This window comes from Rhizobium sp. R634, assembly GCF_002211305.1.
Classification (GTDB): domain Bacteria; phylum Pseudomonadota; class Alphaproteobacteria; order Rhizobiales; family Rhizobiaceae; genus Rhizobium.
In genome coordinates this window covers 98227-120422 of sequence record NZ_LOKW01000008.1, presented here as the reverse complement: position 1 = coordinate 120422, position 22196 = coordinate 98227, and the positions used below count along the sequence as shown (strand labels likewise).

Sequence of the window (22196 nt, the reverse complement as noted above, 5' to 3'; positions counted from 1 at the left end):
CAAAACTCAGGCGGGTTCCTCCGCAAACGACAAGGCTACGGCTTCCATGATCCCAGATTTCCTCGTCACCCATTCCGGTGGCTTCCATGCCGACGAACTGCTGTCGAGCGTTATCCTGACCCGGCTGTTCCCACAGGCCCGCATCATCCGCAGCCGCGCACCGGAATGGATCACGCCCGGGCCAGACCGCATCATCTATGATGTCGGCGGCGCCTATGACGCCGAGGCTGGGATTTTCGATCACCATCAGCGCGGCGCGCCGCTGCGGAGGGATGGTCAGCCCTTGAGCTCCTTCGGACTGATCTGGAAGCATTACGGCCATGATTATCTTGCCGCCGCCGGCATTCCCGAAGAGCATATCGCGGAACTCCATGCTTCCTTCGATGCAAGCTTCGTCCTGCCGGTCGACCTGACGGACAATGGCGCGCTCAGCCCCTCCGGGCCGCTCGCCGGGCTGACCCTGCCCGCCCTTCTGGAAACCCTGAAGCCGGTCTTCGATGATCGGGCCCCCGAGGCCGACGACCGCGCTTTCCACGCCGCACTTGCCGTCGCCCGCAGCTTCGTCGAAGCGAAGATCGCCCAGAGCGCCGCGAAATTGCGGGCCGAAGCGATCGTGCAGCAGGCCATCCGCAATACCGGCGAGCGCCGCGTTCTCGAATTGCCGATGGGCATGCCCTTCCGCCCTGCGATCGTGAAGGCGGGCGCCGATCACCTGCTCTTCGTCGTCCACCCGCGCGAAAGGGATTGGTGCGTGACCGGCATCCGCCGCGCCGACGAAGGGTTCGAACTGAGAGCCGATCTTCCCGCCGCCTGGGCGGGCCTGACCAATGGCGAGCTGGAGGCCGTCTGCGGCGTGCCCGGCGCCAGCTTCTGCCATAACGGCCGCTTCATCGCCGCCGCCAAGACCCGCGAGGCAGCCCTCGCCATGGCCGAGCTTGCGGTCGAGGAGGCTGTTTCCGGCTGAAGGTCTGATTGCTGCGGACGCCGCAGCCCCGGACATTGGATTGCTGGCAGGCCGGCCCACCAACCCGCCGTCATGCTCGGGCTTGTCCCGAGCATCTGCCCCCGTTCGACGGGGCAGCAGATCCTCGGCACAAGGCCGAGGATGACGTTGAGTAAAAGAGCGAAGCAAAAAAAGAGGCCGGAGCTTTCACTCCGGCCTCCCAGTTTTATTGGAAGCGAAATCGCTTAGTTCACGCTCTTGTCGACCAGCTTGTTCTTGCCGATCCAGGGCATCATGCCGCGCAGCTTGGCGCCGACTTCCTCGATCTGGTGGCTGTCGTTGTTGCGGCGGATGCCCTTGAAGCGGGCGGCACCGGAGCGGTATTCCTGCATCCACTCGGAGGTGAACTTGCCGGTCTGGATGTCCTTGAGGACGCGCTTCATCTCGGCCTTGGTTTCTTCGGTGATGATGCGCGGCCCCGTGACGTATTCGCCCCACTCGGCCGTGTTGGAGATCGAGTAGTTCATGTTGGCGATGCCGCCTTCATAGATCAGGTCGACGATCAGCTTCACTTCGTGCAGGCACTCGAAATAGGCCATTTCGGGCGCATAGCCAGCTTCGGTGAGCGTTTCGAAACCGGCGCGGATGAGTTCGACGAGACCGCCGCAGAGAACGACCTGTTCGCCGAAAAGGTCGGTTTCGCACTCTTCGCGGAAGTTGGTTTCGATGATGCCAGAACGGCCGCCGCCGACGCCGCAGGCGTAGGAGAGAGCGAGTTCAAGCGCATTGCCGGACGCGTTCTGGTGAACGGCAACGAGGCAGGGAACGCCGCCGCCCTTCTGGTATTCGCCGCGAACCGTGTGGCCCGGGCCCTTCGGCGCGATCATGACGACATCGACCGAAGCCTTCGGCTCGATCAGGCCGAAGTGGACATTGAGGCCGTGAGCGAAGGCGATGGCTGCGCCATCGCGGATGTTCGGAGCGATGTCGGCCTTGTAGATGTCGGCCTGCAGCTCGTCCGGGGTCGCCATCATCATCAGGTCGGCCCAGCCGGCGGCTTCGGCAACCGTCATGACCTTGAAGCCGTCGGCTTCGGCCTTCTTGACTGTGGGCGAACCGGCCTTGAGAGCGATGACGAGGTTCTGGGCGCCGCTGTCCTTGAGGTTCAGCGCATGGGCGCGGCCCTGCGAACCATAGCCGATGACGGCGACCTTCTTGGCCTTGATGAGGTTGAGATCGGCATCACGATCGTAATAGACGCGCATTTGAAGTTCCTTCCCTTGTGCTTGTCCTGTTGACTGTCATTAAGGCGAAATCAGCCGAGAGCCGGCATCTCCGCCAGTACCTTTTCCGTGCCGTAGAGCCGGAGGAAGGCGGTCACCGCCTTCTCCGCCTGGCGCGCGGTATCCTTGAGGCCGGGCTCCCCGAGCAGCATGCGCACATGCAGGTCGGAAACGACAAGGCCGTATAGCGTATGATAAGCCTCGTCGGCATCGGCAAAGCGCAGCAGCCCCGCCCTCTTGCCGGCATCGATCAACGCCATGGCGCGCCGGTCGATCTGGCGGCGGCCGCGCTCCAGCAGCAGCTTGCCGAGCTTCGAGCCGTCGCGATGCGACTGACCGATCGCCAGCCGGTTCAGCGCCAGCGAGACGTCGCCGGCCAGCACCTCCAGCAGGTCGCGCGCGAAGATGACGACATGGTCGTGCAGGCTCGCCGCCGTCAGCCGCTCGCCGTTGCGTTCGAAGGTGCGCACCTTGCTCGCCTGATAGGCGATCATCGCAGACAGCAGACCGTCACGGTCGCCGAACCACTTGTAGAGACTTTCCTTGGAGCAATTGGCGGCGCGCGCGACCCCCGAGGTCGTCAGCGCCTTCTCGCCGCCATCGACGAGCAACCGCAGCGCCTGTTCCAGAACGGCGTTCTGGCGCGGCGAAAACTCGCTCGGCTCTGCAGTATCGACGGACACGGTCATGGCTCCCATATACGTACCGTACGGTACGGTTCGTGAGCTTTATGCGTCAAACCGATCGGGCCGTCAAGCAGGCCCGGCAGATTTTTATACGGGAAAGGCGGGCGCAGCACCAGAATTGGATAGGCGGACACTGATGGCGATTGCATAATGCTTGTCGAACGTCATTTGCCGGGAGCCTTCCATGTCGCGTCTGTCTGCCGCCCTGCTCCTGGCCGGAGCGATGCTCCTGGCAACGGCGCCCTTTACCGGCCGCGCCGCCGCGCAGTCGGACAACGAGGTCTATGACCGGATCGAGGAATTGCACGGCGATGCCGCGGGCTTCGACCGGCCGCTGCGCCAGCTCGTTCTGGCCATGCGCTCCGGCGACGCCGAGACCATCGCCGGCCTTGCCGAATATCCGTTGACCGTCAAGGCGAACGGCGAAACCTACGATGTCGAGAACGCCGAGGATTTCGTCGAGAATTTCGACGATCTGGTGACGCCAGAGACCCGCCGCGCCGTCGGCCGCCAGCAATATCAGGATCTCTTCGTCAGCAGCGAGGGCGTGATGCTCGCAAACGGCGCCGTCTGGATGGGCGCGGTCTGCGACGAGAGCCATTGGGCAATCACCGCCATCAACAACTAACCTCGCGCAACCATGTCAGCCATCGCTGCGAAGCTTGCGCGCCAGCGTCTGCAGCTCCTTGAAGGCTTCGTAACGCTTGCGGTGGAGGTCCGAGATCTCGCCCTCTGACGGCTGAAAACGTGTTTCCACCTTGGTGAGTTCGCTCATCGCCGCGCGCACATCGGCAAATTGGCGGCCGGCGACGGCCCCGAGAATGGCCGCCCCGAGCAGCACCGGCTCCTCGGCCTTCGTGGCGACCACCGGCTTGCCGCTCGCATCGGCGAGCACCTGGCGGACGAAATCGTGCTGGCCGGCGCCGCCGCTGATGACGATGTTTTCGACGCTGACGCCCGCCTCGGCCTGCGTTTCGATGATCTGCCTGAGGCCGTAGCCGACGCCGCAAAGCCCGGCGATGTAGAGCGCAACCAGGCTGTCGATATCCCGCTCCATGCCGAGACCGGCGATAACAGCCCGGGCATGCGGATCGGCAAAGGGCGCGCGGTTGCCGAGGAACTCGGGAACGACATGCAGCCCGGCCGCCAGCTTGACCGCATCGGAAGCACGACCCGCCTTGCCGGCGGCCATGTCGGCAAGCAGGACCGGCAGCGCGGTGCCCGCGCTCGTCGCAAGCTCCCTCGCCTCGCCGGAGGCCGGATGGAAGGAGAGGAGCTGGTCGATCGCCGCGCCGGCGGCACTCTGGCCGCCCTCGTTCAGCCAGAGGCCCGGCACCATCGCCGAATAGTAAGGACCCCAGACACCGGAAACGAAGGACGGTTCCGCCGTCGAGGTCATCGTGCAGGAAGAGGTCCCGAAGACATAGGCGAGATTGGCCTGCGGAGCGGCGCCGACGGTGCCGACGCCGCCGGCATGGGCATCGATCAGCCCGGCCGCGACGGCCGTTCCCGGCAGCAGGCCGAGTTCATCGGCTGCCGCAGCGGTCAGTCCCTGACCAAGCGCCGAACCCGGCTCGACGATGGACGTGCCGATGCGGGCAAAACCTTCGTCTGCCAGCACGCCGAGACCGATCTGATGGAAATAGCTGCTATCCCAACGCTTTTCATGGGCGAGATAGGTCCACTTGCAGGTGACCGTGCAGGTCGAGCGCGACAGGTCGCCGGTCGCCCGCCAGGTCAGGAAATCCGCAAGATCGAAGAATTGCCAGGCGGCATCGAACACCTGGGGGCGGTTTTCCCTGAGCCAGAGAAGCTTGGGCGTTTCCATCTCGGGCGAGATGCGGCCGCCGACATAGCGCAGCACATCATGCCCGAAGGCGTTGATGCGTTCCGCCTGCGGGACGGCGCGGTGGTCCATCCACACGATGATATCCCGGTCCGGATCTTCCGAAGGCCCGACCGGCAGCGGCTTGCCGCCTTGGCCGAGGACGACGAGCGAGCAGGTGGCGTCGAAGCCGAGCCCGACCACGGAGGCCGGATCGACGCCGGCTGTGGCAACCGCCTCCCGCACGGCGGCGCAAACAGCGCGCCAGATCTCGCCGCTCGACTGCTCGACAATGGAACCGGCTTCATGAAACAGGCTGATATTGCGCTTGGCGGAGGCAAGCATGCTGCCGGCCATATCGAACAGGCCGGCCCGGGCGCTGCCGGTGCCGACATCGACGCCGATGACATATTTGGCACCGGCTTCCGGGGTGTGGGATGTGTCGCTCATGGTCTCTCGTTTCAGATCGCCAGGGATGGGGTTGATGGGCAGCTGCGGCCGGATTTCAAAATCTATGTCTGGAAAGATAGACGCCTCCGGGGAGGCTGACATTACGCAGTCGCGGCGTCATGGCAAGGAGGCCAGCGCGCTGGGCAGACGCCGTCACAGCCTGCCTCCGACATTTTCCAGAATGGCGGTGAGTTCCCCTGCCCCCGTCGCGACGGCGGCGGCGCCGGCGGCATCGAGCACCGCGCGGCGACCGGGCCTCGGATCGGCAGGATCGACGAATCCGATGGCCGTCATGCCTGCGGCAATTGCCGCCGCCACGCCGTGGACGCTGTCGTCGATCATCACGCATTTGCCCGGGCGGGCCCGGAAACGCTCGGCGCAATGCAGCAATAGATCGGGGGCCGGCTTCGGCCGCGAGACAACTTCGGCGCTGAAGACGCTCTCACCGAAAGCGCCCCAGAGATCGAGCTTGCCGAGGCTGTTGCGCAGCCGCTGCATCGTGCTGTTCGAGGCGACGCATTTCGGGCGGTCGAGGCTGTTGACGACCTCGGCGATGCCGGCAATCGGCGTCAGAGAACGGGCGAACTCCTCGAACAGATGAAGATGCCACTGCTCGAACAGCGCGGCGACGTCGGCGATGCCGTATTCAAGCCGGCACATTTCGGCGATGATGCTTTCTGAATTGCCGGTGAATTTGACATGGGCCTCCGCCGCGCTGATCGCAATGCCGGCGCCCTGCAGCGTTTCCGCGAGCGTGCGGCTGGCGATCGGCTCGCTGTCGATCAGCACGCCGTCGCAATCGAAGATCACGAGGTCGATGCTGTCCATGGCGCCTCGGGTACCGGGATCATCGATGCGGCTATCGAGCATGCCTCACCTCCGCGCCTGCAAGGCGAGATCCGGCCGGTCCGTGGTGATCTGCCGGATCGGTTTGGCAAGCCAGTATTCCAGATCGCTGATTTCGTTCGGAACCCAGGCGCCGAGCCGGTCGAGCGGCACGAGCCGGGTGATCTCGTCCCATTTCGCCTGAAGCAGCGATTTTTCGACGGCGATGATATCCGAGCATTGCTTCATCAGGCTGAGGCCGCTCGCAAGGCCGAGACGCTCGGCCGACTTGGCGTCGAAGGACGACAGGGTGCGAATCCCGGGCGCGGCTTTGCGGATATCGGCAAGCACCTCGGGATGAAAACTCGTCAGGATCGAGCGCTCCGTCAGACCAAGCCGCTCGACGGCGGCGAATGCCTTGGCGGCCAGCCCCTCGTAGGGCGTGCCATCGGCATGCGTCTTCAATTCGATATGAAGCTCGAGCGGCGTGTTCTGGAAGACGGCAAGCACCTCTTCCAGGGTCGGGATCGCCTCCCCGTCGCTGTCCTTGAGGCTGATTTCGCGATGTTTTCCCGGGCTGATATCGGCGACCGGACCTTGCGCATCCGTCGTGCGTTCAAGCGTCGGGTCGTGAATGACGAGCATTTCGTCCGAGCGGGTCAGGTGGATGTCGAACTCCACGCCATCGACCGGCATTTGCGCGAGTTTGCGGAAGCCCGAAAGACTGTTTTCGGGCCAGAGATTGCGGCCACCGCGGTGGCCGATGATATGCACCATCGTCTGAATATCCTTGAAATTCGGCGTGTTACTTTCCGGAGTCCACCAGCCCCTTGGTGAACCAGCGTTGCATGAAGAGAATGACGGCCGCAGGCGGCAGCATGACGAGCAGCGCAGCGCTCATCGCAATGTTCCAGGCGGGCGCGGAGTCGGAGACGGGAACGAGTTGCTTCAGCCCGAGCACCGCCGTTCCCATCTCTTTGTCGGTCGTAAAAAGCAGCGGCCACAAATACTGGTTCCAGCCGTAGAGAAACAGGATGATCGACAGCGCGGCGATATTGGCGCGCGACAGCGGCAGCAGGATATCCTTGAAGAATTTCAGGGGACCGGCGCCATCGAGCTTGGCCGCCTCGCAAAGCTCGTCGGGAACGGTCAGGAAGAACTGCCGGAACAAGAAGGTTGCCGAGGCGGAGGCGATCAGCGGCAGGATCAGGCCGGCATAGCTGTTGACCATGTTCCATTTCAACGAGGCTTCGATGCTGTATCCCGTCAGCCGCTCGACGACGCCGGAAAGGCCGATCGTCCCGGCCAGCCAGCGAAGCGGCCCGGCGGCATCGGCGACCGCCTCATAGGTCGGGATGATGCGGACCTCGACCGGAAGCATCAGTGACACGAAGATCAGCCAGAACGCCGTCATGCGGAACGGGAAGCGGAAATAGGTGACGCCGAATGCGGCGATCAGCGAGATCGCCAGCTTGCCGACGACGATGCCGGCGGTGACGATGATCGAATTCAGGAACAGCTGAGAGAACTCGCCCTGCTGCCAGGCGGCGGCCAGGTTTTCGAAGAAATGCGAGCCGGGCAAGACCGGGAACGGCGCCTGCTGAACCTCCTGCAAGGTGAGCGAGCCGGCGACGAAGGCGAAATAGAGCGGCAGGCAGACGAAAACCGCGCCGATCAGCAATATGGCGTGGCAGAAGATCGAAAGGCCGAGATGGCGTTCGGGCATGGCTACACCTGGTAATTGACCCTGCGCTCGAGCGCGCGGAATTGAACGATGGTGAAGAGGATGGCGATCAGCATCAAAAGCACCGACTGCGCGGCCGACGAGCCGAGGTCGAGCTGCACGAAACCATCCTGATAAACCTTGTAGACCAGGCTGTTCGTCGCCCCCGCCGGACCGCCGCGGGTGACCGCGTCGATGATGCCGAAGGTTTCGAACAGGCCGTAGACGAAGTTCATCACCACGAGGAAGAAGATCGTCGGCGAGATGAGTGGAAGCGAAATCGTGAAGAAGCGCCGGACAGGCCTTGCGCCGTCGAGCTTTGCCGCCTCCAGCAGCGAGGCCGGCACGGCCAGCAAGGCGGCGACGAGGAAGATGTAGTCGTAGCAGACATTCTTCCAGACCGAGGCGATCGTCACCAGAAGCTGCGCATCGAAAGGCCGCCGGTTCGGATCCCATTCGAAGCCGAACCCATGCAGAAGCTGCGCGATCGGCCCGACCGCCGGATTGAACAGGAAGGCCCAGATCACCCCCGATATGACAGGCGCGATCGCATAGGGAAGCAGGATGATGCTCTTGTAGATCCCCCTGCCCCTGATCACGAAATCGGTCGCGAAGGCAAAGAGACCGGCAAGCAGAAGCGTTGCGGCGTTCTGGGCAACGGTGAACCAGAGCGTGAACAGCGCGCTGCCGCGATATTCCGGGCTTGCGAACAGATTGTAGAAATTCGTGAGCCCGACGAAAATCTCGGTGCCGCCGAAGGGATCGACCTGAACGAAGGCGAGCGACAGCGCCTTGTAGGAAGGGATGAAAAAGAAGAACAGCAGGATCAGCAACTGCGGCGCGACCAGGCCGAAGGCAAGCCACGGCCTGTTGAAGTGGGCGGACTTCAACCCGGCCTCCGACGGCTGCGCGACCGAGCGGCCCGTCGACAGAAGATCCGGGATGCGAAGGCGCCGGGCGGCGCCTTCCGTCTTTCCCATGGTTCTACTTTGCTGCATGAAGCTGCTCGTACTGGCGAAGGATCTGGTTGCCGCGCGCCGCCGCCGCATCCAGCGCCTCCTGCGGGGTTTTCTGGCCGGTCCAGACGCCCTGAATTTCCTCCACCAGAAGCGCCATCGACTGGTTATGATTGCCGAAGCGGAAGCCGCGCGAATTGTCGCTCGGCGTGCCGCGCGTCAGCTGGAGAATGGCGATCTCGCGGGTTGGGTGATCCTTGAAATAGCCTTCGGACTTCGCCTGTTCATAGGCGGCGTTGGTGACGGGCACATAGCCGGTCTGCTTGCTCCACCAGACCTGCGTCTTCGGTGAGGCGAGGAAGTTCAGGAAGGCGGCAGCGCCGGCATATTCTTCCTCCGACTTGCCTTTCAGGACCCAGAGCGCGCCGCCGCCGATGGTGCTGTTCTTTGGTTGGATACCCTCCTCATGCGGCAGGAAGGTCGCGCTCCAATTGAATTTCGCACCGCTTTCGACGGCAGCATGCGCCGCGGTGGAGGCCACATAGGTGGAGCAGGTGCCCGAGGTGAAGAGCTGGTCGGGCGAGAGTCCCTGCCCGGCGATCTGCAGGATGCCGGCGTCGAGCCACGTCTTGAGACGCGTCACCTGTCCGACGACGAGCGGGCTCTTGTTGAAGATGAATTCGGTGTCGAGGCCGCCGAAGCCGTTCGCCTTGGTGCCGTAAGGCTGGTCCTGGATCGCCGCGTAATTCTCGATCAGGCTCCAGTAGAAGTCGTTCGCAAGCGCCATCTGGCACTTCGAAACGCCCTTCTCCTTGATGGCCCGCAGCTGCTTGTCGAGCTCCTGCCAGGTCTCGCCCGGCTTGTCGAAGCCGGCTGCCTTGAAGTGATCGGCATTGTACCAGAAGATCGGCGTCGAGCTGTTGAAGGGCATCGCCGCCGGCTTGCCGTCGACCAGATAGAAGCCGGCGACCGGCGCGACGAAATCGTTCCAGTCGATCTTGTAGCCTTCCTTTTCCATCAGCTGCGGCACCGGAATGATGGCGCCGGAATTGTACATGGTGAGGAATCCCCGCTCGGCGGCCTGGATCAGCACCGGCTGCTGGTGAACGCGGTAGGCTGCCACCATCGCCGCCATGGTCTCCTCGTAATTGCCTTTGCCGATGCCGACCACCTCGTATTTGTCCTGCGAAGCGTTGAAGTCGGCAATCAGCTTGTCGGTGATCTCGGCGAGGCGCCCGCCTGCCGCGTTCCACCATTCGACCTTGACGCGATCGGCTGCGCCGGCGTCACCCGCAGCTGCCAATCCGAGCGTCACCAGTGCTGCACCCGCCGCGAACGAGCGGATCGTCCGCCGCAAACGGGCACCCATCGAAGACTTTGCCGTCATTTCGTTTTCCTCTCCATAGCCGTTGTTCGCCGACCGGCGCGCTTAGCGCCGATCAACCCCTCCCAGAGTGGCGATAAAACAAGGTTGGGGTTACTTGTTACAAATGTCAATAGCGTGTTACAAATGTATGACGACGGCGAAGGAGGATGCCATGGCAGCGATCGAACTGATCGACTTGAAGAAGAATTACGGCGCGGTTCCCGCAGTGAAAGGGATAAATCTCAGTGTCGCCGACGGCGAAATGATCGTGCTGGTCGGGCCTTCGGGATGCGGGAAGTCGACCCTGCTGCGGATGATTGCCGGCCTCGAAGCCATAAGCTCCGGGCACTTGAGAATCGCTGGAAACGACGTCGGCCATGTCGATCCGGCCGATCGCAACATCGCCATGGTCTTCCAGAACTACGCGCTCTATCCCCACATGACCGTCCGGCAAAACCTCGAATACGGGCTCAAGAACCGCCGCGTGCCGCGCGGCGAGATAGACCGGCGGATCGCCAATGCCGCCGGCATTCTGGAGATCGGCGAGTTCCTGGAGCGGCGCCCTCGCCAGCTTTCCGGCGGCCAGCGCCAGCGCGTCGCCATGGGCCGCGCCATCGTCCGCGATCCCGCCGCCTTCCTGTTCGACGAGCCTCTGTCCAATCTCGATGCCAAGCTTCGCGTGCAGATGCGCGTCGAAATTCGCAGGCTGCAACGGCAGCTGAAGACGACGAGCCTCTATGTGACGCACGACCAGCTTGAGGCCATGACGCTGGCCGACCGGCTGGTCGTCATGAACGGCGGCAGGATCGAGCAGATCGGCACGCCGATCGAGGTCTATCGTCGTCCCGAAACCGTCTTCGTCGCCGGCTTCATCGGTTCTCCGCCGATGAACCTGATCGATCTCGATGAGCTAGGCCCCTGCGACCTCCCGCTGCCGAGAGATACGGATCTCATCGGCATCAGGCCGGGCGCGGTCGATCTCGGCGCCGGATCGGCGCACGATCTCCAGTTCGACGCTTATGTCGAATTGATCGAGACCGTCGGCGACGAGAACAACGTGCATCTGCGCATCGACGGCAGCGATAGGCGCATCGTGGCGAGCGTCCCCACCGATCGGCACCTGCAGGAAGGCGAGCGCATGTCCTGTCATGTGCGAAAGGATGATCTGCATCCCTTCAACAGGGCGACGGGGCGGCGAACCGATTGACCGGCTGACGGCAGGCCCCTGCGATTGACAAGCGCCGGGGATTTGAGATCCATGGCGTCGAAGCGGAGGCGCAGTTTATCGCATGTCACAGAACAGAAGTGCTTCTATCGCGCCCGTAGCGCTGCCCGACGAGCAGATGCAGGTGCGCGTGGTCTGGCTCTATTACATGGAGGGACGCACGCAGGGCGAGATCGCCGAAGCGCTGTCGACCAACCGGCTTCGCGTCAACAAGATCATCGCCGAGGCGCGCCGCTCCGGCCTCGTGACGATCACCCTCAATTCCCGGCTAACCTCCTGCGTCGCCCTGGAGCAGCAGCTGGCCGCGGAATTCAACCTCAATCGGGCAATCATCGTTCCGACGCCGGAGGATGCGGAACTGATCCCCGTCCTGCTCGGCCAGGCGGCCGCCGATTATCTCGTGCAATTGCTGAACGGCGGCAACATCCGCGGCGTCGGCGTCGGCTGGGGGGCGACGCTGCGCGAAATGGTGCGCCACATGCCGTCGCTGAGACGGCCCGATCTCTGCGTCAATTCGGTCATGGGCGGGCTGACGCACGGCATCGAGATCAATACGTTCGACATTGCGAGCGATCTCGCCCGCCAGCTCAATGCCGAATGCGCCTATCTGGCAGCGCCGATCTATGCCGGCAGCCCGGAGTCGCGCACCGCGATCATCAAGCAGGACGTTTTTGAAACGGCCTTTCGCCAGATCGAGGCCAATGACGTCATCGTGCTCAGCATCGGCGATATGACCGAACGCTCGCTGCTGATGCGCTACGGCCTGCCGAGCAACGTCAATATCGAGGAACTGGTCGCAGCCGGCGCCTGCGGCGATGTTCTCGGCCAGTTCGTCGACAAGACAGGGCGGCCGATCGAACATGCGATCAACAGATGCGCGATCGCGCCCGAGCTCGAAGCCCTGCGCGCCATTCCGAACGTCATCTTCGCCTCTGGCGGGCTGAACAAGGCGCAGGCCATCGCCGCCGTGCTGCTGTCCGGTCTGGGCAACGTGCTGATCTGCGACGAAGACACGGCTCGCCAGGCGCGACAGCTGGCACTCGATCTCAGGGCAGGCAGCGGTTCATAGAACGGCCGCGCAACCGGCGGGAGCCGAAAGAGGTTCCGCCGGCGCCGCCTTGTCGATCGCGTAGAGCTTGGCGAAACCGGCATCCTCGACCAGAGTCAGTCCGCCCGGCATCGCGGTGCCGACATAACGGTCGGGAATATCGGCATTGGCGACAAGGATGAAATCGAAACGTTCGCGCCAGTCGGAAAGATAAGGCGCGTAGGCTTTGTATACCTGCATCATCTCAGGGCAGGAAAGCACGCCGATCGACACGAGATTGCCCTCGGGAACCGCGATCTCCGACCAGGGCGGCAGAACGGTGAGCGGCTGCTTGCCTCCAGCGGTAAAGAGCGTCGGCACGAAAGCATGCGAAAAGGGCACGGCGAGCGTCGGCAGATGCCGGAAAGTGTCCAGTCCCCAGGCGAAATGCCGGTTGGAATGGGCAAAGCCGCCGACGATCTCGGCTTCGTGCCCCTGGGGCAGAATGGCCGCACCGGCCGGCACCTTTTTGAGCACGATCTCGACGGCAGCGACGTCCTTCTGCGCCAGCCACCAGTTCCAACCGATCCAGCCGGTCCGGCCGAAGACCGCGAGATTGATCATCAGCGCCAGCGACAACGCCTGCCGGCGCGTCAGATTGGCAAAAGGGCACACCATCGCCATGGCGACGAGCGTCGCCATGATCGGAAAGCGCCAGCTGATCCATCCGGTGCCGAGCATGTGGAGCGGGGCGACGCAGGAGAAAAGCAGCAACCCGCAGGCGGTGACGGCAAGGCCCGCATGAATACGGATGTCCTCTGCCCGAACGGCGCGCGTGCAGATGAGGATCAGCGGCAAAACCAGCAGGACATCGACGGCCGGGACATAGGTGGTGATGGCGGAAAGCAGGTTCATGACGATCAGAACGATGCCATCGTTCCAGACCAGCCCAAGGCCATCGCCGCCGGCATTCGGCAAGGCGGTGGTGCGCAGATAGAGCGCGAGCGGTGGCAGGGCGCAGGCGCCGATCGCCAGCGCCAAACGGCCGGCGAGCCGCATCAGCCCCGCCTTCGACCGCAAGATGTCGAAACGCCAGGAAAATTCGAGGCCGCAGACAACAGCCATATAGAAGCCGAGCGAGAAGATGTGCATCACCGTCAGCATCAGCGCGGCGGCAAGCCGCCAGGCAAATAGCAATGCCGGATTTCCACGCTGCAGCCGCAGGTCGGCGCAGGCGAAGAACAAGGCCATGCCGAGGCCGATCTGGAAATTGATGAAGCCGCCGACCATTGTCGCGCACCAGCCGAGCGACAGCATGGCGATCTGCCAATAGTGCCGGCCGCCGAAGAGCGTCCGGTGCAGCGCAATCGCGCCGAGCGGCGGCAGCACGATCGCCAGGAAAAGCAAGGCCCGCGCCAGCCGGTCGGCGCCGACGAGCGGCCCTATCCAGGCCGCCAGAAGATCGATCCCGACATTGGTGAAGGTGCGGTTCCAATCGATCGCATAGATCTCGGGAAACGGCTGCTCGCCGATGCCGCCGGATAGAAGCCAGATACGGGCGTAGTGGTTGGCGTAATCGAGAATGGGCGGAAAATGGAACAGCACCACCAGGGCCGCGGCAAGCGCCACGAAAGCTATGATCGCAACCGTGGAATCTTGCCGGGCGGTCAGATCCTCACGCCCGGCTGCCGCATGAACAGGCGCAGCGATCCGGTCCATCATCCGGCCCGGCTGTTGTTCCTCGGGCGTGGTTCGCCTGAGGCAAAAGCCGCATCCGGCGCGGCGCGCTTGTCACCGGCGCCCATCTCCGAAAAAGCGGTCGGCAGCTCCGCCTGTTCGCCGCCGCGCAGGATCGTCTCGATCATGAACATCGGCCGCTTCTTGCTCTCCTGCACGAGACGGCCGAGATATTCGCCGATGATGCCGATGCAGATCAGCTGGATGGCGCTGAAGGCGCTGACGGCGGCCATGATCGACGACCAGCCGGTGACCGTCTCGCCCTGCAGCCAGCGCACGAAGGTATAGACGAGCAGCGCCATCGCCACACCGGCGCTGATCATGCCGAGCCATGTGGCGATGCGCAGCGGCGTCGTCGAAAAGCTGGTGATCGCGTCGAGCGCGAAATTGATCATCTTGCGCAGTGGATATTTCGTCGTCCCGGCAAAGCGGGCGTCCCGCTCATAGGGCAGCGCCACCTGCCGGCCGCCGATCCAGCTGACCATGCCGCGGATGAAGCGGTCGCGCTCCGGCATCGCCAGCAGAATATCGACGACGCGCCGGCGCATCAGACGGAAATCGCCGGTATCGCGCGGGATGGTCACGGAAGCGAGCCTGGAAAGCGTGCGGTAGAAGAGCGAAGCGGTGGCGAGCTTGAACCAGGTTTCGCCTTCGCGGCGGGTGCGCTGGCCGTAGACGACGTCGGCGCCGCGCTCCATGATCGGCATCATCATCAAAAGCAGTTCGGGCGGGTCCTGAAGATCGGCGTCGATCAGGAGAACGCGCTCGCCGCGCGAGGCGGAAAGACCCGCCGTCGACGCCAGCTGGTGGCCGTGATTGCGCAAAAGACGCACGCCGAGCACCTGCGGCACTTTTGCCGCCAGCTCCGAAATGATCTCCCAGGTGCCGTCGGACGAACCGTCATCGACGAGGATAAGCTCGAACGCCTCGCCGGCAACACTCTGCGCGGCGGCAGAGGCGCGGCGGCAGAATTCGCGCAAGCCCTCTTCCTCGTTGTGACAAGGCGCGACGATGGAAAGAAACGGTGCTTGCGTCATGCGGACGGCGGTGCCTGCTTGATGGATGGCGCCAGCCTAGCCGGGAAAGGTCAAGCATCCTTTAATACAGGATGGCGGAGCCGCCGGCGCCTATTCCGCCGCCATCATCTCGCGCACGCCATCGATGTCGCGGGCCGGCGATGCGCCGTAGAGGCGGCTGTATTCGCGGCTGAACTGCGACGGGCTCTGATAGCCGACGCGGTGGCCGGCGGTGCCCGCATCGAGCCGCTCGACCAGCATCAGCCGGCGCGCCTCGTGCAGGCGAAGCTGCTTCTGATACTGCACCGGCGTCATCGCCGTCACCGACTTGAAATGATGATGGAAGGACGAGACGCTCATATTGACGCGCTCGGCAAGATCTTCGATGCGCAGCGGCCGGGCGAAATTCTCCTTCAGCCAGGCGACGGCGCGCGCGATCCTGTTGCTGTGGCTGTCCGCCGTGGCGATGTTGATCAGGCGCGCGCCGTGCGGCCCAGTCAGCACGCGGTAGAGGATCTCCTGCTCGATCAGCGGCGCCATGGCGGGAATGTCGCCTGGACGATCGAGCAAGCGCAGCAGGCGAACGGCGGCATCCATCAGCTCCGGCGGCGCGACGTTCACCACCATGCCGCGTTGCCCGTCGGTATCGGCGGCCGGACGCGGAATATCGATGCGGCTGAGCAGCTCCAGGAGCTTCTCCGAATCGATCGCCAGCCCCAGGCAGAGATGCGGAACCTCGGGACTGGCCTCAGTGACCCGCCAGGCGACCGGCAGGTCGAGCGAGGTCAGCAGATAGTCGCCCGTCCCATAGCTGATGAGTTCCGTGCCGAGCTGGAGGCTCTTGGCCCCCTGCAGCACGAAGGCGAAGCAGGGCCGGTAGCTGCTGTGCAAGGGATCGCTGGGCCTGGACCGGCGGCTGATGTGGAGATTGCCGATATTAGTCGAGAACTCGCCGTCATCTGGCGCAAAGCGCATCGCGATATCGACGATTTCCTGATAGGGGTTGAAGGGCAAAGTCATATGGCAACTCTCTCTGTCAGCTGTCTGACGCGGGCGATACCGCCCTTATCTAGAGTGTCTTTGCCATTTCGCAAACAGCCGGACGCCTCACTTTTGCAGGATCGTGCAAGAAGCCGAGAGGATCGCTCTAACGCCCTCGCCATGTTGCGGGCAATAGTGCGCCATCCCGTTCAACCCCTCCCAACCCACAGGAAGCTTCAAATGGCTATCGCAAAAGGCTATGCCGCAACCGACGCGTCGCAACCGCTGACCCCCTTCACCTTCGAGCGCCGCGAACCCAATGATGACGACGTCGTCATCGCGGTTCAATATTGCGGCGTCTGCCACTCCGACATTCATCAGGCCCGCAACGAGTGGGGCAACTCGATATTCCCGATGGTACCGGGCCACGAGGTTGCCGGCGTCGTTTCCGCCGTCGGCTCCAAGGTCACGAAATTCAAGGTCGGCGACCGCGTCGGCGTCGGCTGCTTCGTCGATTCCTGCGTCGGCTGCGCCACGCGTGATCTGGATTACGAACACTACCTGCCGGGCCTCGTCCCGACCTATAACGGCTATGAAGCCGATGGCACGACCCCGACCTTCGGCGGCTACTCCGACTCGATCGTCGTCAAGGAAGGTTATGTGCTGCGCTTCCCCGACAATATTCCGCTCGATTCCGGCGCCCCGCTGCTTTGTGCTGGTATCACGCTCTACTCGCCGCTCGCGCATTGGAAAGCCGGCCCCGGCAAGAAAATTGCGATCGTCGGCATGGGCGGTCTCGGCCATATGGGCGTGAAGATCGGTGCTGCCATGGGTGCCGACATCACCGTCCTTTCCCAGTCGCTGTCGAAGAAGGAAGACGGTCTCAAGCTCGGCGCCAAGGACTATTATGCAACGAGCGACGCCGAGACCTTCACCAAGCTCGCCGGCACCTTCGACCTGATCATCAACACGGTTGGCACGGCAATCGATTGGAATGCCTATCTCAACCTGTTGAAGTCTGACGGCACAATGGTTCTGGTCGGCGTTCCCGAGCACCCGGTTCCGGTCCACGCCTTCTCGGTCATCGGCGGGCGCAAGAGCCTGGCGGGGTCGATGATCGGCTCGATCAAGGAAACCCAGGAGATGCTCGACTTCTGCGGCAAGCACAACATCGTCTCGGAGATCGAGAAGATCGATATCCAGAATATCAACGAAGCCTACGAGCGGGTGGTCAAGAGCGACGTCCGCTACCGCTTCGTCATCGACATCGCCTCGCTGGCGGCTTGAGGAATACAAGGCGGCTCCTTCGGGAGCCGCTTTTTTTGTGACGGCACACTCCACCGCCCTCATGCTGAGGTGCGATCCGCAGGATCGCCTCGAAGCATCGCCCGCCGACGCCGCTCCAATCCGCCGCCACCGGAGCGCCCGCCCCATGCTTCGAGGCTCCGGCCTTCGGCCTGCGCACCTCAGCATGAGGCTCTCTTGGTCTGCAACCGCAACAAATACTCCGCCGGATTGAACGGATCAGGCCCCGAACGCGGACGCAGGCGCGGCGGTCCTGATATCGGGGCATAGTGATCGAAAGCCGTCTCCATCGTCCCTGCCCCGCTCGTCAGCCCCGGCAATTGCTGCTGGACGCTCTGGACCATCTGCGACGCCAGCGTGCCTTCGAGCCGGGCGATGCCATCGGTAATTTCCGAATCCGTCATCGTCGCGGCGGATTTCGCCAGCAGGGTCAGCACGCCGCTCAGGCTTTCGGCCGGCGTTTCGATATGAAAGCGGTCGACCGGCTCGCAGAGGACGGTTTGCGCGGCCGAGAGCGCCGATGCCAGCACCCAGGGCGTCAGCTGGCGGAAATCGGCAGCGGTGCTGGCGGGCGAGCTGTGGCGCGCCGCCGTCATCGCCACATGGCAATCGATGACCTGCCAACCGAAAATGCCCTGCTTCAGCGTTTCGAACACGGTTTCCTCGACCGCCCGGTAGAAGGCGACCGGCATCTGGCCGACATCCACTTCGAGCGCAAAGCTGTTGCCCGCCCCGGCAGGACGCGGCTCCACCCGCAGGCCGATGGTGGCGAGAAATGGATTGGGCTCCTTGAAGAGGATCTGCAGGCCGCTTCCTGTTGCCGCCGGCCTCTCGGCCAGGATGACCGTGCTTTCCTCGAAGCTCGCCTCGAGGCCGAAATCGGCCAGCAGGGTCGCCTGGATCACCTCCTTCTGCACCTCGCCATAGAGCGAAACGAAAACCTCGTCGGCCTCTTCGTTCCGGTGCAGGTTGATCAGCGGATCCTGTTCGGCCATCTGGCTCAGCGCCAGCCACAGCGCCGCCCTCTCCGAAGGCCGCCGGGCAAGGACGCGGGTCTCGAGCGTCGGCGGCGCGAAATGAGCCCTTCCGGCCGTACCCGGATCGCCGCCGACCGCATCGCCGATCCGGGCGCCGGCAAGCCCGCTGACGCGCGCGATCTGCCCGGCGCCAAAGCTCTCGGCGCCATGACTGCGCCCAGCCTCGAAGAGCTGGATAGCGGTTACTCTCTCCGGGCCATTCGGCAGATCGAGATATTGCCGCAGCCGCACCGTGCCCGCCGTCAGAGACACATAACACAGCTTCTCGCCGCCCCAGCCGCGCTCGATCTTGAAGATCTTGCCCGCGACCGGCCCATCCGGGTTCGGGTGCTGCTCGGGCAGGATCGCCGCGATGGCCGAGGCGAGCGCCGGCACGCCGGCGCCGGTCATCGCCGCGCCGGCGAAGACCGGATGCACCAGACCGCGCGCCATCTGATCGGCCAGGGCGCTGCCAAGCCTTTCCCGCGTCAGGCGCTCGGGGGCGAGCACGTAGTCGTCGAGCAGCGCCTCGTCGTTTTCCCCGAGCGCCTCGCAGAGCGCCGAAAAAAGCGGCTCGCTTCTCGGGTCCAGCGCTTCCACCCGTGCAAGCTTGCCGCCGGCATCGATGACCGAAGACATGGCGATGGGGCGCACCGCCAGCTGCGCGGTCAGCGCCTGCATCACCTCCCCGTAGCGGGCGCCGAGGCGATCGACCTTGTTGACGAAGAAGACGAAGGGAACGCCGAGCCGCCGCAGCGCCCGCACCAGCACGCGCGTCTGCGCCTGCACGCCCTCGACCGCCGAAACCACGACGACCGCCGCATCCAGCAACCCGAGCACCCGCTCCACCTCGGCGATGAAATCCGGATGGCCGGGCGTATCGATCAGATTGACGATCCTGCCGCCGATCGCAAACGACACCACCGCGGCCCGGATCGTGATGCCGCGCTGCCGTTCGAGTTCGAGCGTATCCGTTTGCGTATCGCCGCTGTCGACGCTGCCGGGCTTGTCGATGACGCCGGCGTTAAAAAGCAGTCTTTCGGTAAGGCTAGTCTTGCCTGCATCCACATGGGCGAGGATGCCCAGATTCATAGTGCGCATGAACCACCAACTTCTCAGAAATTCGGATGTGATTTTCGTGAGAAGTGACTCGGCGCATTGGAACCTCTGTCCGTTGTTACGGCTGGATGCGGCATCCCGGTGATGGGGAGACGCGGCGGAATGCTAAGGGCGGGTGGGGAGATGTGTCAAGGTTGGGCCTTGGCTTACCCGCGTATCGCAAAAACCAAGTCTCATTTCGGCGGTAAACCTAGCGCGCGGACGTCCACCCCACCCGCCCTCATCCCTGTGCTTGTCACAGGGATCCAGCAAGCCCAAGGCCTTGGGCGCGAAAGATCCTTCGTTCATGAAAGTCATTCACGGCGCGGACGCGCCGGGGCTGGATTCCTGTGACAAGCACAGGAACGACGGAGGAGAGGGTGCGCCGTGTTGCACCCCCGCTGTCCTGCCGGACATCTCCCCCACAAGGGGGGAGATCGGCAAGTGGCCTAACTCTGCGCCTATCTACCGTTTCGTCCGGCTGTGACTCTCGTTGGTGGGGGAAGACGTCGCGCCCAGCCAATCTCCCCCCTTGTGGGGGAGATGTCCGGCAGGACAGAGGGGGGTGCCACATGGCGTACCCTCTCCCGCCGTTCTCCAACTTGAGCCTACCCCTCCTCCCGCATCGTCTCCCGCTGCGTGATCAGCCGTGCGCTGTGCTGGCCGCTCAGATAGATCCAGAGCCAGCTCCAGGCGACGGAGAAGCGGGAGCGGGTGCCGATCAGGAAGTAGATGTGGGCGATGCCCCAGATCCACCAGGCGATCCAGCCTTTCAGCTTGACCCGGCCGAAATCGATGATCGCCGCGCTTTTGCCGATCGTGGCCAGGCTGCCTTGGTGCCAATATTTGAAAGGTGCAGGCGGCGGTTTGCCGGACAGGCGGGCGCGGATGACCTTGGCGACGTAGCCGCCCTGCTGCTTGGCCGCCGGCGCGATGCCCGGCACCGGCTTGCCGTCATCGCGCATAACCGAGGCCGTGTCGCCGACGACGAAGACATCGGGCAGGCCGGGTGCGCTCAGGTCCTTTTCGACGATAACGCGCCCTGCCCGGTCGGCCGGCACGTCAAGCCAGCGGGCTGCCGGCGAGGCGGTGACACCGGCCGCCCAGACGATCGTCCGGCTGGCGATAAATGTCTCGCCGATCCGCACACCGTCGGCGCTGCACTCGGTCACCGGCTTGCCGAGATGAACCTCCACCCCAAGCTTCTCCAGCGCCTTTTGAGCATATGCCGAAAGCTCCTCGGCGAAGGCCGGCAGCACCCGCGGGCCGGCCTCAACCAGCACGACGCGGGTCTTGCGCGTATCGATGTTACGGAATTCCTTCGGCAGGGTGAAATGCGCAAGCTCGGCGATGATGCCGGCGAGCTCGACGCCGGTCGGGCCGGCGCCGACGATGGTGAAGGTCAAAAGCGCATCCCGCACGGCGGGATCGGCTTCCATCTCGGCCTTTTCGAAGGCGAGCAGCACGCGCCGGCGGATGGTCGTCGCATCCTCCAGCGTCTTCAGGCCGGGCGCCACCGGCTCCCATTCGTCATGGCCGAAATAGGCATGCGTCGCCCCAGTCGCCAGCACCAGCGTATCGTAACGCAGAGTCAAGCCGTTACGCAGCGACACGGTCTTTACGCCGCTGTCGACATCGGTGACCTCGCCAAGCAGCACCGTCACGTCGTGGCGGTCGGCATAGAGGCGGCGGATCGGCCAGGCGATCTCCGAGGTGGAGAGAATGGTCGTCGCCACCTGATAGAGCAGCGGCTGGAAAAGATGATGGTTGCGCCGGTCGACGAGCGTGATCCTCACGCCCGCGCCCTTCAACCCGTTGACGAGCTGCAGCCCGCCGAAACCGCCGCCGACAACGACGACATGATGATCGCTCATGACCTACCCTTTTGCGCCATTTTGCTGAACGTCAATTTGGCCTTCGCGGAGAAGGTTGCAAGCACCGTTTCGGCATGTCTGCCCTGCGCCTCCGGCAGTCAAGCGAAGTCTGCGGGGCGGACATCAGGCACAGTTTCGCCCGTCCGGGCCGAGCTTCGGCGGTCGCAAGACGTTCATGCATATCATCGGGAAGCGTGCCGCAGTTACGGGATACCGCCAGGCGTCAAAACAAATAGCTTAGAGCGCGTCGCATGATGCGGCGCGCTTCAGTCAGCCTGGAACCAGTTCACAGCGCGGATGCGGAACTGCCGATCAATAGGGACCGATGCACTGGCGGCGCGGTCCGTTATAGGGCTGGAAGGTATTGTCATAAGCCCTGTACGAACGATAGCGCGAGTAGCACCAGGCCTCATGGCCTCCCCTTCCATAATAGGCAGGCGCCGCATAGGTGCGGTAGGGCCGGCCATAATAGCGGCCGTAATACCGGTATGGCGGACCATAGCGGTAGGGCGAGCCGTAATAGCGGTAAGGCGAGCCATAATAGCCGTAGGGCGAACCGTAATACGAGCCGTAATAGGGCTGCGCCAATGCGCCGCCGATGATCGTGCCGACGGCCAGACCACCCAAGGCCCAGCCCCAGCCCGATCCATTATGGTGATGCCCCCCGTGATATCCGCCGCGGTAGTAGCCGCCTCGGCCACGCCATTGCACATGCTCTATCTGCTGCTGAGCTTCGATCCTGGGTGGATTGATAGCCGGAAACGCCTGGGCCGGGGTGACGCCGGGAATCCCCATGATCAAGCATAACGCGGCAACGGTTAGCTTTCTCATGACTGTCCTCCTCTACTCCTCAGGAGGAG

At 63.8% G+C, this 22196-nt stretch carries 19 protein-coding genes; 5 read left to right on the top strand and 14 right to left on the bottom strand.

Translation table 11 applies throughout. The annotated features are described in order from the left end of the window. Window positions 1-46 precede the first annotated feature (46 nt). Window positions 47-964: an MYG1 family protein gene (locus tag ATY77_RS12245; protein WP_088687533.1), complete on the top strand. Its 918-nt coding sequence runs from the start codon at window positions 47-49 to the stop codon at window positions 962-964. A 224-nt stretch (window positions 965-1188) separates the two neighbouring features. On the opposite strand, the gene ilvC is transcribed toward ATY77_RS12245, so the two are convergent. Together ilvC and ATY77_RS12235 are read right to left on the bottom strand one after the other, a co-directional pair. After that, window positions 1189-2208 carry a ketol-acid reductoisomerase gene (gene ilvC / locus ATY77_RS12240; RefSeq protein WP_004668557.1) on the bottom strand — a complete coding sequence of 340 codons (1020 nt, stop codon included), beginning with the start codon at window positions 2206-2208 and terminating at the stop codon, window positions 1189-1191. Between the two features lie 50 nt (window positions 2209-2258). Then, window positions 2259-2924: a TetR/AcrR family transcriptional regulator C-terminal domain-containing protein gene (locus ATY77_RS12235; RefSeq protein ID WP_004668554.1), complete on the bottom strand. Its 666-nt coding sequence runs from the start codon at window positions 2922-2924 to the stop codon at window positions 2259-2261. Window positions 2925-3096: 172 nt separating this feature from the next. On the opposite strand from ATY77_RS12235, the gene ATY77_RS12230 reads away from it, so the two are divergent. Next, window positions 3097-3540, top strand: coding sequence for a hypothetical protein (locus ATY77_RS12230; RefSeq protein WP_088687532.1), 444 nt, complete (start codon window positions 3097-3099; stop codon window positions 3538-3540). A 15-nt stretch (window positions 3541-3555) separates the two neighbouring features. On the opposite strand, the gene ATY77_RS12225 is transcribed toward ATY77_RS12230, so the two are convergent. From ATY77_RS12225 to ATY77_RS12200, 6 genes are all read right to left on the bottom strand, one after another. Further along, window positions 3556-5187 carry an FGGY-family carbohydrate kinase gene (locus tag ATY77_RS12225; protein ID WP_088687531.1) on the bottom strand — a complete coding sequence of 544 codons (1632 nt, stop codon included), beginning with the start codon at window positions 5185-5187 and terminating at the stop codon, window positions 3556-3558. 153 nt (window positions 5188-5340) lie between these two features. Continuing rightward, the gene (locus tag ATY77_RS12220) at window positions 5341-6057 is read right to left on the bottom strand and encodes an HAD-IA family hydrolase (protein WP_088687530.1); all 717 of its coding nucleotides are present in this window, start codon (window positions 6055-6057) and stop codon (window positions 5341-5343) included. A gap of 3 nt (window positions 6058-6060) precedes the next feature. Then, entirely contained in the window at window positions 6061-6789 is a 729-nt protein-coding gene (locus tag ATY77_RS12215; RefSeq protein WP_088687529.1) for a glycerophosphodiester phosphodiesterase family protein, read from the bottom strand. Between the two features lie 28 nt (window positions 6790-6817). Next, entirely contained in the window at window positions 6818-7738 is a 921-nt protein-coding gene (locus ATY77_RS12210; RefSeq protein WP_088687528.1) for an ABC transporter permease subunit, read from the bottom strand. A gap of 2 nt (window positions 7739-7740) precedes the next feature. Then, window positions 7741-8733: an ABC transporter permease subunit gene (locus ATY77_RS12205; RefSeq protein WP_088687527.1), complete on the bottom strand. Its 993-nt coding sequence runs from the start codon at window positions 8731-8733 to the stop codon at window positions 7741-7743. Then, window positions 8720-10078, bottom strand: coding sequence for an extracellular solute-binding protein (locus tag ATY77_RS12200; RefSeq protein WP_088687526.1), 1359 nt, complete (start codon window positions 10076-10078; stop codon window positions 8720-8722). Before ATY77_RS12200 ends, ATY77_RS12205 begins: the two co-directional genes overlap by 14 nt. Window positions 10079-10229: 151 nt before the next feature. Between ATY77_RS12200 and ATY77_RS12195 the strand changes: the two genes are divergently transcribed. Both ATY77_RS12195 and ATY77_RS12190 read left to right on the top strand, forming a co-directional pair. After that, window positions 10230-11264 carry a sn-glycerol-3-phosphate import ATP-binding protein UgpC gene (locus ATY77_RS12195; RefSeq protein WP_088687525.1) on the top strand — a complete coding sequence of 345 codons (1035 nt, stop codon included), beginning with the start codon at window positions 10230-10232 and terminating at the stop codon, window positions 11262-11264. Between the two features lie 82 nt (window positions 11265-11346). Then, the gene (locus ATY77_RS12190) at window positions 11347-12351 is read left to right on the top strand and encodes a sugar-binding transcriptional regulator (protein ID WP_088673349.1); all 1005 of its coding nucleotides are present in this window, start codon (window positions 11347-11349) and stop codon (window positions 12349-12351) included. Here the strand turns inward: ATY77_RS12190 and ATY77_RS12185 are convergent. From ATY77_RS12185 to ATY77_RS12175, 3 genes are all read right to left on the bottom strand, one after another. Continuing rightward, window positions 12346-14028 (bottom strand): hypothetical protein, encoded by a 1683-nt coding sequence (locus tag ATY77_RS12185; RefSeq protein ID WP_088687524.1) that lies wholly within the window; start codon window positions 14026-14028, stop codon window positions 12346-12348. The two genes, ATY77_RS12190 and ATY77_RS12185, sit on opposite strands and share 6 nt — an antisense overlap. Beyond that, window positions 14028-15083, bottom strand: coding sequence for a glycosyltransferase family 2 protein (locus ATY77_RS12180; protein ID WP_088687523.1), 1056 nt, complete (start codon window positions 15081-15083; stop codon window positions 14028-14030). The genes ATY77_RS12185 and ATY77_RS12180 overlap by 1 nt, the downstream gene beginning before the upstream one ends. Window positions 15084-15173: 90 nt before the next feature. Then, the gene (locus ATY77_RS12175; protein WP_088687522.1) at window positions 15174-16082 is read right to left on the bottom strand and encodes an AraC family transcriptional regulator; all 909 of its coding nucleotides are present in this window, start codon (window positions 16080-16082) and stop codon (window positions 15174-15176) included. Window positions 16083-16283: 201 nt separating this feature from the next. Between ATY77_RS12175 and ATY77_RS12170 the strand changes: the two genes are divergently transcribed. Next, window positions 16284-17330, top strand: a complete 1047-nt coding sequence (locus ATY77_RS12170) for an NAD(P)-dependent alcohol dehydrogenase (RefSeq protein ID WP_004674733.1) — start codon at window positions 16284-16286, stop codon at window positions 17328-17330. 179 nt (window positions 17331-17509) lie between these two features. Here the strand turns inward: ATY77_RS12170 and ATY77_RS12165 are convergent, their stop codons facing one another. The 3 genes from ATY77_RS12165 to ATY77_RS12155 all read right to left on the bottom strand — a co-directional run bounded on the left by ATY77_RS12165 (window position 17510) and on the right by ATY77_RS12155 (window position 22167). Next, entirely contained in the window at window positions 17510-19465 is a 1956-nt protein-coding gene (locus tag ATY77_RS12165) for a TetM/TetW/TetO/TetS family tetracycline resistance ribosomal protection protein (protein WP_088687521.1), read from the bottom strand. Between the two features lie 605 nt (window positions 19466-20070). Next, window positions 20071-21336 (bottom strand): NAD(P)/FAD-dependent oxidoreductase, encoded by a 1266-nt coding sequence (locus ATY77_RS12160; RefSeq protein WP_088687520.1) that lies wholly within the window; start codon window positions 21334-21336, stop codon window positions 20071-20073. Window positions 21337-21648: 312 nt separating this feature from the next. Next, entirely contained in the window at window positions 21649-22167 is a 519-nt protein-coding gene (locus ATY77_RS12155) for a BA14K family protein (protein WP_088687519.1), read from the bottom strand. Window positions 22168-22196: the final 29 nt, after the last annotated feature.

Bases quoted from the DNA above. Each gene is read 5' to 3' on its own strand.
- ilvC (WP_004668557.1), bottom strand. From the start codon at position 2,208: ATGCGCGTCTATTACGATCGTGATGCCGATCTCAACCTCATCAAGGCC.
- ATY77_RS12170 (WP_004674733.1), top strand. From the start codon at position 16,284: ATGGCTATCGCAAAAGGCTATGCCGCAACCGACGCGTCGCAACCGCTG.
- ATY77_RS12180 (WP_088687523.1), bottom strand. From the start codon at position 15,083: ATGACGCAAGCACCGTTTCTTTCCATCGTCGCGCCTTGTCACAACGAG.
- ATY77_RS12155 (WP_088687519.1), bottom strand. From the start codon at position 22,167: ATGAGAAAGCTAACCGTTGCCGCGTTATGCTTGATCATGGGGATTCCC.
- ATY77_RS12215 (WP_088687529.1), bottom strand. From the start codon at position 6,789: ATGGTGCATATCATCGGCCACCGCGGTGGCCGCAATCTCTGGCCCGAA.
- ATY77_RS12195 (WP_088687525.1), top strand. From the start codon at position 10,230: ATGGCAGCGATCGAACTGATCGACTTGAAGAAGAATTACGGCGCGGTT.
- ATY77_RS12185 (WP_088687524.1), bottom strand. From the start codon at position 14,028: ATGGACCGGATCGCTGCGCCTGTTCATGCGGCAGCCGGGCGTGAGGAT.
- ATY77_RS12165 (WP_088687521.1), bottom strand. From the start codon at position 19,465: ATGCGCACTATGAATCTGGGCATCCTCGCCCATGTGGATGCAGGCAAG.
- ATY77_RS12190 (WP_088673349.1), top strand. From the start codon at position 11,347: ATGTCACAGAACAGAAGTGCTTCTATCGCGCCCGTAGCGCTGCCCGAC.
- ATY77_RS12225 (WP_088687531.1), bottom strand. From the start codon at position 5,187: ATGAGCGACACATCCCACACCCCGGAAGCCGGTGCCAAATATGTCATC.
- ATY77_RS12210 (WP_088687528.1), bottom strand. From the start codon at position 7,738: ATGCCCGAACGCCATCTCGGCCTTTCGATCTTCTGCCACGCCATATTG.
- ATY77_RS12220 (WP_088687530.1), bottom strand. From the start codon at position 6,057: ATGCTCGATAGCCGCATCGATGATCCCGGTACCCGAGGCGCCATGGAC.
- ATY77_RS12245 (WP_088687533.1), top strand. From the start codon at position 47: ATGATCCCAGATTTCCTCGTCACCCATTCCGGTGGCTTCCATGCCGAC.
- ATY77_RS12200 (WP_088687526.1), bottom strand. From the start codon at position 10,078: ATGACGGCAAAGTCTTCGATGGGTGCCCGTTTGCGGCGGACGATCCGC.
- ATY77_RS12175 (WP_088687522.1), bottom strand. From the start codon at position 16,082: ATGACTTTGCCCTTCAACCCCTATCAGGAAATCGTCGATATCGCGATG.
- ATY77_RS12235 (WP_004668554.1), bottom strand. From the start codon at position 2,924: ATGGGAGCCATGACCGTGTCCGTCGATACTGCAGAGCCGAGCGAGTTT.
- ATY77_RS12230 (WP_088687532.1), top strand. From the start codon at position 3,097: ATGTCGCGTCTGTCTGCCGCCCTGCTCCTGGCCGGAGCGATGCTCCTG.
- ATY77_RS12205 (WP_088687527.1), bottom strand. From the start codon at position 8,733: ATGCAGCAAAGTAGAACCATGGGAAAGACGGAAGGCGCCGCCCGGCGC.
- ATY77_RS12160 (WP_088687520.1), bottom strand. From the start codon at position 21,336: ATGAGCGATCATCATGTCGTCGTTGTCGGCGGCGGTTTCGGCGGGCTG.